A 12165-nucleotide genomic window follows, 5' to 3' on the forward strand; every position below is an offset into this window, starting at 1 on the left:
TAGAGATTCTACTCGTTCTCCACTATAGCACAGTGAAACCCCAATGCAACATCGAAAACTTGGTATCCAGCTGCATAGTAGATAATTCTTCCAATATACTATTTGACGCATCAAAGCCAAAAGAGTCGCGGAAAACCGGACAGAAAATGACAGCAGCTCGCCGCACGATATCCGCAGCTTGGTTCAGCACGGCTTTTGACAATGCCCGATGGACTTTTGACTGGTATGAAGAAGAGGGCTGTCTCAAAACAAGACATGCCCTCTTTTCAAAAGGTGATCAGCGAAAGAGCAGTTTTACCAGTTACTGCTGCACAGCTTCCGCATTCACGGTCGTTGTACTGCTTCCAGAGATTGTCGCTGCCGCATCGCCTGCCGGCTTCTCGATATCGACCGTTCCAGCACTTGCAGCCGTTCCTGTCGCAGCGGCAGAACCATCGGCAGTTTGTCCAGCGGAAGACTCTGTAGTTGATGGGGCTTTGGTTCCTTCTGCAGCCGGCGCTTCTGTACCCGTTGCCGTTTCAGTCGATTGCTGATCTTCGATGATGATGATGTCGCCTGTCTCTTGATAGTCGACTTTCGCGTTCAGCTTTTCACCGATGAACCGCAGCGGCAGGAAGACGCGGCCGTTTTTCACGATTGGCTTGGTGTCCAGCTTGATCTTCTCACCGTTTACGACTGCTTCTCCCGAGTCGAGATGAAGAACGATCTTGTTTTCGCCGCGCACTACTTCGACTGTGCGGGTTTCCGGGCTCCAGTTCACTTCTGCCTTCAGCGAAGCGCTAATCGCGCGTACCGGCACCAGTGCACGTCCTTTTTCAAGGAAAGGAGCTGTATCCATTACGACCTCTTTGCCGTTGATGAACGTCTTCAGTCCCGCTTCACCTGATTTTTGGTACAGCTCGCCCAATTTTTGATAGACTTCCTTGTCACCGGGCTTGTAGAAACGGTCGAGCAGCTCCTTCTGGACCTCAAGCGCCTGCTTCAGCTCAGACTGTGCTTCCAGCTGCTTGGTCAGCTCCTCGTATTTCGCTCGCAGCTCTTCGGTCACTTCCTGGCTTTTTTTCAGTTGAACCCGCAGCTCGATCAGCTCTTTTTTTGTTTTTACCGCTTGCTGGATCGCTTCTTTTTTGCCAGCTTGGCTGCTCGGAAGCCCTGTGGCCGGATCGATCGCACCGGCTGCCTTTTCCGCTGCTTTCTTGGCAGCTTCTACCGCCTTTTCTTCGGCTTTTTTTGCTGCTTCTGCGGCCTTTTCCTCAGCCTTTTTCACAGCCTCTGCTGCTTTTTCCTGTGCTTTTTTTGCATCCTCAGCAGCTTTTTCCTGTGCCTTCTTGGCATCTTCAGCAGCCTTTTCGGCAGCTTTTTCAAGCTCCTTCTTGGCTTTCTCCAGTTCCTTATTCGCTTTTTCTTCTGCCTTTTGTTTATCTTCTTCGGCCTTCTGTTTTTCCTTCTCGGCCTTTTCCTGTGCTTTTTCCTTTTCCTTCTCTGCTTTTTCTTTCTCTTTTTCAGCTTTCTCTTTTTCCTCTTTTACCGGCTTATCAGCGTGCACCGCGCCGATAGGAGCTGCAACGAGCAGAGCCAGGATCAAACTTGCGGAAACCAGTTTTTTCATTGGATGTCCCCTCCGTGAAGTAATGAAAAATTGTATTATCTTTTTATATCGGCGAGAGCCGCGACAATTATTACAGATGGCGAAATATTTTGAACCGGGGATATCTATTTATGACTGCAAGCTATCATTTCCCGCTATTTTTCAGAAACCTGGCAGGCGAGCTGACCATCAGAAATCTGACCGGTTTGTCCGTTCGATTGTACCAATTGTGCGGCGTGGATGATTCCATATGGACGCTGTCGCCCGGATACAAGTCGTGTTCTTCGCTTCCCATCAGGAGCGTAAGTATGCCCTCCAACACATAAAGAAATTCTTGCCCTTTGTGTGCAAAAGGGGCCCCTTTTTCGTCATCCGGAAGCAGCGTGACCAAGATCGGCTCAAACAAAGGTGCGGGAAGATCGGCTGACAAGTCTTTGTACATAAAACGCGATTGCTCTGAGTGAAGCTCGTCCCCGCTTCCCTTGCGCAAAATGTATGATTTCGGACTCTTTTCCTGCGGGAAAAAATAGCTGGGGCTCACATCCAACGCTTCCGAGATTTTCGTGAGAGACTCCAAAGTGACTGATGACTTGGATCGCTCCACCTGGGACAGAAAGCTGATGGACAATTCTGTCTTCTCCGCCACCTGCTTGAGCGTCAGCTTTCGTTCCAGACGACGCGCTTTCATTCGTTTTCCGATGTTTTGTTCCATAGACTTCCCTCGCAAGGTTACTGAGTTATCCCTATCCTATCACACCTGACTCTTGAAAACAGTGCAAGAAAACGGGTGCCCGACAGATCGTTCTCCTTTTTCACAACTCAGAAACAAAAGTTTCTCTCGATAAAATATTTTGATTATTGAAACATATATCAACAAGTCTTATAATTCTTTTAACGCCGAATTGAAGTGACACTTCAATTTATTGCTTCTCAGTCTGTACAGCAAGAGATGGCCGCTCATTCTGACCTCATTCAGTAGCGATTACAGTACAAAGGAGGTAGCTGTCAAGATGGCACACGTTCAAACGGAGGTTTCCAAACGGTTGCAAAACAAAGCGTTAGTCGCAAGCCTGGTCGGAAGCTCCATCGAATGGTTCGATTTCTTTCTTTACGGTACGATGGCCTCGCTCGTATTCAACAAGCTGTTCTTTCCATCCACAGATCCAACCGTAGGGCTTCTGCTTTCTTACCTGTCATTCGGTCTTCCTTTCTTTATTCGGCCGCTGGGCGGAATCATCTTTAGCCATATCGGCGACAAAATCGGACGGAAGAAAACATTGGTTCTCACCTTGTCCCTAATGGGCGGAGCCACTGTCCTGATCGGCCTTCTCCCCGATTACAACGCGATCGGCGTGTGGGCTCCCATTCTGCTGGTCACGATGCGCCTGATCCAGGGCCTCGGCATCGGCGGAGAGTGGGGCGGCGCACTATTGCTCGCCGTGGAATATTCGGGAAAAGGGAGACGCGGTTTCTTTGGCAGCATCCCGCAAATGGGCGTACCGATCGGAATGCTGCTCGGAACACTGGCCGTCACGGTCATGAGCTCTCTGCCGGATGAACGATTCATGTCGTGGGGATGGCGCGTACCGTTTATCCTGAGCGCCGGACTGGTATTTCTCGGCTTGTGGATTCGCAACGGGCTGGATGAGACACCCGCTTTCCAGGCGGCGAGAGAAAGCGGCAATATCGCCAAGGTCCCGATCATCGACACATTCCGCTATCACTGGAAGTCCGTCTTGATCGCTGTCGGCGCCAAAGTCGTGGAAACAGGGCCGTTCTACATCTTCTCCACCTTTGTCATCGCCTATGCGACAGGGTATTTGGGGTATGACCGCGTGACTGCGCTAAATGCCGTGACCATTGCCACTCTGGTGACGACGATCATGATCCCCTATATGGGCAAGCTGTCCGACAAACTCGGCCGGAAGCCGTTGTACATCGGCGGAACCATTCTGATCATCCTCTACGCCTTCCCTTATTTTTACCTGCTGTCGCTAAAGTCCGGCGTAATACTGACGATTGCGACCATTATCGGACTGGGCATTCTCTGGGCGCCGGTCACGGCCGTTCTGGGGACGATGTTCTCGGAAATCTTCAGCACCAATGTTCGCTACACCGGTGTGACTGTCGGCTATCAGCTAGGAGCCGCGTTGGCCGGAGGGACGGCTCCGCTGATCGCTACCGCCTTGCTGGCCGCTTTCGATAACTCATGGGTACCGGTGGCCCTCTACATTGTATTGACAGGTGTCATCTCCCTGATCGCCATCGGAGCGACCAAGGAGACAAAGGACTTGGACCTGGATAATCCGTAGAAAAATATAGCTGAAAAGCCACTGATTCGTGAGGACCGCACCGACACTTCTGAGCCCCGCTCTGCAGCCTCCCGGAGGTCCTCCCCTATTTCGCCAGGAAAGGATGATCCACATGCTCGTTTTGACCCAGAAGGATATTCGCCAGCTCTACACGATGCAGGATTGCTTGCGGGATGTCGAACAAGTATTCCGGGACAATGCCGCCGGCCTCGTCCACACCCCGGTGCGTACTGCCATTGACCATCCAAAGTACGGGGCGACCAGCCTGTACATGCCCTCCTACCTGGAAGCGGCTGATTACGTTGCGGTAAAGGTGATCAGTATTTTTCCGGAAAACCATGCGGCCGGGATCAAGGCGCTGCAGAGCGTCATCCTGTTGACCGAAGCCAAGACCGGCCAGCATGTCGCGATGATGGATGCCAGCTATTTGACCGTTCTGCGGACAGGCGCGAGCAGCGGCGTGGCAACCAAGTATCTGGCACGCGAGCAGGCAAAAAGCTGTGCTGTTCTCGGATGTGGTGCACAAGCTGTGGGGCAGATTCAGGCGGTCATGGAGGTGCGAGCTTTGGAGGAGGTCGTGCTGTACAACCGCACGATAGCACGAGCAGAAGAAATGGAAAAAATACTCCGGACCCTGTATCCGGACTGGACCGGGGAGATCCGCATCGTCGAAAATGCCGATCAAGCAGTGAAGAACGCGGACATCGTCATCTGCAGCACCAAGTCGGAGTCGCCCCTGTTCGACGGGGCCAGCCTGAAGCCAGGCGCCCACATCAATGCCATCGGCGCTTTTTTGCCGCATATGCGGGAAGTAGACCTCACCACCTTGCAAAGATGCAGCAAGATCGTCGTCGATACAATAGAAGGATCACATCATGAAGCAGGCGATTTGCTCATCCCCGTCAGCCGAGGCGAATGGAGCTTTGACCAGCTTCACGCCGAGCTGGGGGAAATCCTTTTGGGTCATAAGAAGGGGCGCGAGAATGAGGAAGAGATCACGTTGTACAAGTCGGTCGGCATCGCCTATCTGGATACGGCTGTGGCCAAGTCTGTGTACGAGCTGGCGAAGGATAAGGGAATGGGGACAGAGATTGTGTTGTAATTTTATTTTTGCTTGCAAAAAGGAAAGCGGAGTGAGCTGCTGCGTGCTCAACTCCGCTTTTACTTGTTGATTGGTAAATTTGCACTTAAAAAACCTGTGCTATGGAGTGTTTACCGTTATAGTGCCTGAAACCTTTCCTTGTCTACCATCTATTGTAATCAGGTAGGTCCCTACCGGGCATACATTCTCACTTGAAAAACTAAATGTTCCGTTACCTGTGAAAGTTCCGCTTCCCATTCTCGTTTGATAACCGTCTGGTTCCAGCTTTGCCAAACGGTAGTATACTTTGGCTTCTCTCGCCGAAGACGACTGCTGATTTACTGTAACATTGACGTAGCCTGGAGTGTTGACATATATGTAACCAGTCTCATCATATTCACCCGCTGCCACAGCAAATCGAAAGGTTTGTGTTGCCATTGCCTGCTGTTCTGTTTCAGTACTTGAAACCCCGGAAGTCTTTGTTGGTTCATTGTTGGCTAACGCATTTGAAGGCAAAAGCAAGGCAGCGGACAAAAGAGTAAACAAAGCCCATTTTTTCATAGTCACCAACTCCCAAATTTTGTATTTTTTCATTATATTATCATTACCTTATCTTTATGTAAATATTTGTATTTTTTACATTTTGAGACTACTATTCGCTTATATTCTTGCAAGCGAATCAAGCCTTACTTACCCAGACCGGCTTTTATATCTTAGTACAGTGTATAAATACCTTACGAGTCAGGTGAGCTGCTGTTTTTTACCCAACGATTCATAATTACGATGAGAGAGCCTTGAACAGCTTCGCTCCGAGCCTGGAAGACATTCTCTCCGGCCAGAAAGGAAAACACCTCGCCGGTCCCCTAAAAGTAAGTAAAAAATTGAAAGGCCCTTCTCTTCTCCACAGCGATGCGAAGAAAAGAAGGGCCTTGCTTACATTTATCAATAATCAAAGTCTACCGGAGAACTCTCTGTGGCACTCTCCCCGACGCAAGTCTTGCAAACGAGCTTGCCTTTGAAATAGAAGGTATCATTCATCAAGGTTCCGCAGAATACACAGCCCGGAGCATATTTCCGGAGAATGATCGTGTCGTTGTCCACAAAAATTTCCAAAGAGTCCATTACTTCGATATTCAGCACTCTCCTGAGTTCAATCGGCAAAACAATTCTCCCCAGGGAATCCAGCTCACGAACCACACCTGAGACCTTCCCAACCAATGGCTTTCCGCTCTCCTGCGTGACGCTTATCTCATGTCTTGCCGCCGTTTTCACCGACTGCAGCCTGTTTCTTTGGTAGTGTGTAGCGCACAACCCTTTGGCCACCTGCTTTTTGTCACAACCAGGCTCCTGGCAAATCCGTTCTTTTACAGTCTGTCTCTCCATACCCGGCTGTGCACTCATCACTGTTTTTTGCAGCAGCCTGTTTTTTTGGTAGTGCTTCATGCAAAAGCCTTTTGCGTAATAGTTATTGGTGCAGCCCTCGATCTGGCAGCGTCGATTGTTCATGATTTCGCCCCTCGCTTATACGTAATCGCATATTGTACAAAACCTGCTATTTATAATGGAACGGTTGAGTAGAAACCTGCGTGGCGTACAGTTTTTGAATGGAACCCATCACTTTTCCCTGATGACAACGGCTCTGCAAGAAACCTTTTCTCCGAACCATTCATCGGCAATCCCTCTCAAGATATGGTAACAGTTTCAGTTTATCACAGACAGGAAAGGATACAATCTGAATTTTGTAGAGAAAGGCAATGATTTATTGTTTGGCGCTGCGGTAAAAAAGTTCAACAATAAAAGCCTCCGCGATAGCAGCGGACTTAGAGCGTTCATGACTCCGCAAATGTATAGGGAATGAAGCTCTTACTTAGCAATCCAATACTTCCATATTGTGGGGATTTCCATTGCTTAGGTAAAAGATACAGCCATATTCCTTTTTTCTACAAATGGAAAGTCAGCGGATAGCTGGAAACCACCTGGAAAATAAAGGGTGGACCTAATTTCCAGACGATTCCAAATACTAGTAAAGGTTTGTGCTATTACCAGTACAGTAGCAGCTGGAACCCTTGAAGCTCCTCAGTTCTTGGGTCTGACCATCAACGGTGACCAAGCTGTAACTGTTGACGCATTGGTTGCTGCTGGATACAAAGTTGAATTCCAAGCAACATCTGACGTGTTTAAAGGTAACGCTTATACTAGCGAGACAGGCGAATTGAAAGACGGTCTTTCTGTTGGCACAACTTTCAAATATAAAGTTGTTGTAACAAAGGACACAGCAAAATTCGAATCCGATCTTCTGACAGTTAAAGTTAGCGATGACACAGTTGTCGTAGAACCAACTGAAGCAAAACTCAAAGTTGGCAGCAAGCTTTGGGATCTGGGCTATGTAACTACTGACGATGCACCTGAAGTTGTTATCACAAAAGGTAAAAACTTCGCTGGTACTGTAATCGACAAAAATACTGGCGATGATGAAGTAAATGGAGAGAGCGTTGCTGCTGGAAGCGTAACTTATACTTCTAGCAATCCTGCAGTGGCTCTGGTAAGCAGCGAAGGTAAAATCAAAGTCCTGAAAGCTGGAACCACCACTATTACAGTGGCAATTGGAGACAAATCTACAGCTATTGAACTCGTAGTAAAAGATTCTCCTGTTGCAACGAAAGTACAAGAAACCTCCGCTAAAGTTCTCAAAGACGAAACTTCTTTGGAACTGACACTTCTGGATCAATACGATGCTAAGCTGCGTAAAGCAGCTGACATTACTGGCTGGACTGTCTCCACAGGCAGCGATAAAGCGGATGTCATTGACCTTGCAAATGCTAAGCTGGCTGTAGATAACAGCACTTTCGCACTTAAAGTTACCGACATGGCATTTAAAGCAGGTACTGATACGCTTGTAATCAAGAACAAAGACAATGCAGTAGTTGGCACTGTTTCTGTTCAAGTAGTAGATGTTGCTGGACAAGAGCCAGACAATTACAAACTGGTTCCAGCATCTTCTACCGAAGATTTGAAACTGGATATTTACCCAACGAAAGAAACATTGGATCTTTCCATCGAGAAATATGTTGGCGATGTTAAAGTAGGAACCGTTGTTGAGGCAGAAGAAGGTTTCACCTTTGTTTCCGATAACGAAAAAGTTGCTACTGTAAATGCCAAAGGTGAGGTAACTGCAGTCGCTGCCGGTAAAGCAGTGATCTCCTACAAACAAGGCGGTATCACGGTAGCAACCGTTGAAGTAGAAGTAACAAACTCTACTCCACAAATCACTGATATCAAACTGAAAGAAGGCAAAACTCAGGTTGAGGTTGCAGGTGGAGTAGAAACAGCTGACGCTGCTACATTTACCGATCTGATTGATGAACTGCAATTTATCGGTGCAGACGGTAAAGAAATCGCTCTGTCTGTGAATAATTCCGATGAACTGACCGGTATTGAGTTTAAAACTATCGTTGATTCTGATGACTTGGTAGCAGTTTCCGACCTTGGTACTGTAGCGAAAGCTGCAACTAAAGCTGTTACTAAAGACACCAAAGCAACATTGGTTATTACTCTCGATGCGGCTTACGGCGGCAAAGAAGTAGTGCTTCCGATTCTGGTTACTGCAGCTGTTGAAGGCGGCACAGACACTGGCGCAGGTACTGACACTGGTGCAGGCACAGACACTGGCGCAGGCACAGACACTGGCGCAGGCACAGACACTGGCGCAGGCACAGACACTGGCGCAGGCACAGACACTGGTGCAGGCACAGACACTGGCGCAGGCGCGTAAATTATTAGTCAGGACGTCTGTCCATAAGAATTTTCAACTAAGAGTCTAACATCGAAAGGTGTTAGACTCTTTCTTTTTGTTTTCATTGAACAGAAATGATGACACAACTCTGGAATCATTCGTTACCGAGTTCAGACAGAAAATCACTATATGAAGAAAACCAGCAGCACAAACCATATGTTGAAAATACCCAAAGATGTAATCTTGTCTACACTGACTTCCCAATAATATTTGAACTGCAACCGTTTCCAAGTTATACGACCTATAAAACTGGTTAGAATGTTTGATATGACAATATGTCCATAAGATGAAGCATGTTTCGTTACTAAAGGTGGGCAGATAGCCATGCTACTCATAAATGCGATTCAATTGTTTATGCAATACTTGTCCTCTATAGATCGAAGCCATGAGACGATTACCGGCTACCGCAAGGACCTGATTTTTTTCACTCGCTTCCTTGAAGCCAAGTATAACGTCGAGCCCTACATTGATGAAATTACAGCAAACGATATAGAAGATTACCTCACCTACCTCAAAGAAAAACGAAATTATGCACCCGCCAGCAGGGGGCGCAACCTTCATACGCTGCGTTCTTTTTTTGCATACGCTTACAACAAAGAGCTGGTGAGCCGCAATGTAGCGCTTTCTGTGGAAAAAATTAAGGTACAGCAGAAAGAAAGAACCTATCTGACGGAAGAAGAAGTCGAGCAACTAATTACAAGGATCGACCACCGTTTGATTCGCTTGGTGGTGATCGTCTTATACATGACGGGAATGCGAATTTCCGAATGCCTGAATCTGACGGTCGACAACGTAGACTTGAAACATCGGGTAATCCATGTCGTCGCCGGGAAAGGGAACAAGGACCGACTCATACCCATTTCCAATAGATTGCTTCCCTTACTTGAGGATTACATTCGCAACCAACGCCCTGAAACCGAATCTCCGTTGTTTTTCTGCACCAAGAAAACGGGAAAGCTGTCCCCTGTCTACGTCAATCGAATCATATCGCAGGCAGTCAATGAGCTGGGCTGGAAAAAGAAGGTGACAGCTCACATCCTGCGCCACAGCTTCGCCAGTCGGCTGGTCAAAAAGGATGTGAATCTCGTGCAAATACAAAAGCTGCTGGGACACTCGTCTTTGAATGTGACGAGTATCTATACACATACCGATTTGGAGCAACTGAGCGAGGCAATCAATACCCTGTAAACAAGATAGAGAAACGATAAAGAAATGGGCATGGAAACATGCAAGGGAGTTTAATAGAGGTGTATAAAACAATGGATGTACAAGCAGATCAAAAGCCCATCTACGATGAACGTGCAAATGCCATACTCCGCGGTCTCGTGGAGGGGAAGACTAGGGATGAACTCGCAAAAGAACTAGGCTATAAAAACTACAAAACCCTCGATATTTACATGCGGCGCAAGAATTTCAAATGGGACCGGGATAAGCAAAACTACGTGCCGGCCTACAGTCGCGTGGACAAACAGGATATGGATCTGGCACTGCTTCGTTCGTCAAAAGTAGCCACGGTCATTTCCCTGTTCCAAAAAGAAGGAGCCGACGCCAAGACGATTGCCAAACGCCTAGGCTTCGCCGATCACCGTGAACTGGCCAATTACATGAGAGCGAAGGGCTACAGATGGTCGTCCGAGCAGGGGAATTACACGAGAGTATACGGACAACTCCAGGAGGAGGCTGAGGGCCGTCCAGAGGCCGTAGAAGAACTGCAGGATAGTCATGGAGGGGATGAGGCTGTAAACACATCTACGGCCCCCAGATTGAGCCGTGCGGACACAGCCCAATTGGAGCGCTATTTGCCCCTTCTGGAGATGCTGGAGCGAAACAAGGACCGGCTGATCGATCTGATCGTGCCGGGGGCAGAAAGCGGAAAGGTGCCGCGCTACGCAGTTCCAGGCATTTTCGTGACCAAATCCGTACACATGACCAATACGCTCGATTCACTTGTCCGGGAATACAGCAAGGAAAAGAACATCAGCCAGAGAGACATCTTCGCTGTAGCGCTGATCGAGTTCTTTCGCAGATATGGATATGAGCGTGAAATAGAAACTTTGCTGGGAAGGACATAGCTTGGGGCTATGTCTTTTTGCTGTCTTGACGAGGGAAAAAGAAAAGGGCCAACGCTTGTAGCGGTCGACTCACTCTCATCGATTCATGGCAGTTTTCTGGTGTTTACTCCCATTGGAAAGACGGATACTCACCCATCTGCCACACGTCCGTAAAATCCCAGTCTGTAAACGATTCCTGCTCCTTCATTTGTTCAGATGCAAGCGGCGTTCCCTTGCCCGTGTCATTTTGTCCAGTCTGATCCTGATCGTAAAAAGAGTTGGTCACTGTATCGCCGCTGTCCAGCTTGCCGACCAAGCCGCCAACTTCTTTGGCGTTGCTGTCTATGGTTCCGGCAGCATACGTTCTGGTAACCTCTTTATGATTGATTCCCACCAACCCTCCGATGACAACATCCTCTCTATACTTTCCTGCAGTGATATCGGAGCTAGCATACGTATCCGCTATCACTCCCTGATTTTCTCCCACCAATCCGCCTACAGCCATGGACTCAGTATCAATCGTTGCTTTTGCATAAGACTGTTCGATGGTTCCTTTGCTTCCATTTAGTCCGGCAAGGCCCCCAACATTATTCGATCCGCCCGTGACGTCCGTCAGTGCATACGACTGCCAAATCTCCCCGTAGTTTTCCCCGACCAGTCCGCCAAGGTTGGATGCGTTACTTTCTACGCTGCCCTTGGCAAAGGATTGCTCAATGGTACCGGCGTTTGCACCCACAAGTCCTCCCGTTGAAACGAAGCCGTTAGTCGTTGTGTCTGCGGATGATCGGCTCAGGGTAGCCCCTGGCTCCATTCTTCCCACAAGCCCGCCTGTATACCAAGAGAAATGGTTGTCAATTCTTCCCGAACCGGAGCTGTCCGCAATCGAGCCGCGTTCCATATACCCAACCAATGTCCCGACGTTGTGGCTATCGGCTTTGATAGTTCCGGAAACGTGAGTATTTGTTATGGTTCCTCCAAGAATTTGTCCGACCAGGATGGCAACTCCGCTCTTAGTCGTACGAATGTCCGCATCTTTGAGGGTGAGGTCGCTGATTTCCGCTTTGCCCTCAATGGTTCCGAAGAGACCGAGGTTTTTCCCTTCAAAGATATACAAACCGCGGATGGTGTGCCCGTTTCCGTGAAACGTTCCGGTAAAAGGGGTCGTTTCGGTGCCGATCGGCGTCCAACCATTGCCTGTGTTGTAAGGAGCCTTGCTCAGATCGATGTCTGCATCAACACGAAAGCGGAGTCAAGGTATTCTCTCACATGGTTCAAGTGATCGGCGGTTTTGACGACATAGGGGTCGTGGATTGTCCCCTCGCCGCTTGCAAACTTGGGAT

10 protein-coding genes are annotated in these 12165 nt (G+C 48.5%); 5 read left to right on the forward strand and 5 right to left on the reverse strand.

Going from position 1 to position 12165, the window contains the following annotated elements; genetic code table 11:
* Positions 1–301: 301 nt before the first annotated feature.
* Both NSQ24_RS23870 and NSQ24_RS23875 read right to left on the reverse strand, forming a co-directional pair.
* Entirely contained in the window at positions 302–1609 is a 1308-nt protein-coding gene (locus NSQ24_RS23870) for a copper amine oxidase N-terminal domain-containing protein (RefSeq protein WP_243014850.1), read from the reverse strand.
* Positions 1610–1733: 124 nt separating this feature from the next.
* Positions 1734–2300, reverse strand: coding sequence for an XRE family transcriptional regulator (locus NSQ24_RS23875; RefSeq protein WP_003388354.1), 567 nt, complete (start codon positions 2298–2300; stop codon positions 1734–1736).
* A 298-nt stretch (positions 2301–2598) separates the two neighbouring features.
* Here NSQ24_RS23875 and NSQ24_RS23880 point away from each other — a divergent pair, with 298 nt between their 5' ends.
* Positions 2599–3900, forward strand: a complete 1302-nt coding sequence (locus NSQ24_RS23880) for an MFS transporter (RefSeq protein ID WP_122958762.1) — start codon at positions 2599–2601, stop codon at positions 3898–3900.
* 112 nt (positions 3901–4012) lie between these two features.
* Complete coding sequence (locus tag NSQ24_RS23885) at positions 4013–5002, forward strand: ornithine cyclodeaminase (RefSeq protein ID WP_024984143.1); 990 nt, start codon at positions 4013–4015, stop codon at positions 5000–5002.
* 99 nt (positions 5003–5101) lie between these two features.
* Here the strand turns inward: NSQ24_RS23885 and NSQ24_RS23890 are convergent, their stop codons facing one another.
* Both NSQ24_RS23890 and NSQ24_RS23895 read right to left on the reverse strand, forming a co-directional pair.
* Positions 5102–5542 (reverse strand): hypothetical protein, encoded by a 441-nt coding sequence (locus tag NSQ24_RS23890; protein ID WP_003388360.1) that lies wholly within the window; start codon positions 5540–5542, stop codon positions 5102–5104.
* Between the two features lie 381 nt (positions 5543–5923).
* On the reverse strand, positions 5924–6487 hold the full coding sequence (locus tag NSQ24_RS23895; RefSeq protein WP_003388361.1) for an AbrB/MazE/SpoVT family DNA-binding domain-containing protein: 564 nt from the start codon (positions 6485–6487) through the stop codon (positions 5924–5926).
* 577 nt (positions 6488–7064) lie between these two features.
* Between NSQ24_RS23895 and NSQ24_RS23900 the strand changes: the two genes are divergently transcribed.
* From NSQ24_RS23900 to NSQ24_RS23910, 3 genes are all read left to right on the forward strand, one after another.
* Complete coding sequence (locus NSQ24_RS23900; RefSeq protein WP_339166764.1) at positions 7065–8753, forward strand: Ig-like domain-containing protein; 1689 nt, start codon at positions 7065–7067, stop codon at positions 8751–8753.
* 345 nt (positions 8754–9098) lie between these two features.
* The gene (locus tag NSQ24_RS23905; protein ID WP_031932659.1) at positions 9099–9962 is read left to right on the forward strand and encodes a tyrosine-type recombinase/integrase; all 864 of its coding nucleotides are present in this window, start codon (positions 9099–9101) and stop codon (positions 9960–9962) included.
* A gap of 71 nt (positions 9963–10033) precedes the next feature.
* Positions 10034–10846 (forward strand): hypothetical protein, encoded by an 813-nt coding sequence (locus NSQ24_RS23910; protein WP_327955752.1) that lies wholly within the window; start codon positions 10034–10036, stop codon positions 10844–10846.
* A gap of 103 nt (positions 10847–10949) precedes the next feature.
* Here NSQ24_RS23910 and NSQ24_RS23915 read toward each other — a convergent pair whose 3' ends face one another.
* Positions 10950–11939, reverse strand: coding sequence for a GLUG motif-containing protein (locus NSQ24_RS23915; protein ID WP_339166766.1), 990 nt, complete (start codon positions 11937–11939; stop codon positions 10950–10952).
* Positions 11940–12165 lie beyond the last annotated feature (226 nt).

This window comes from Brevibacillus sp. FSL L8-0520 (assembly GCF_037963895.1).
Classification (GTDB): domain Bacteria; phylum Bacillota; class Bacilli; order Brevibacillales; family Brevibacillaceae; genus Brevibacillus; species Brevibacillus borstelensis.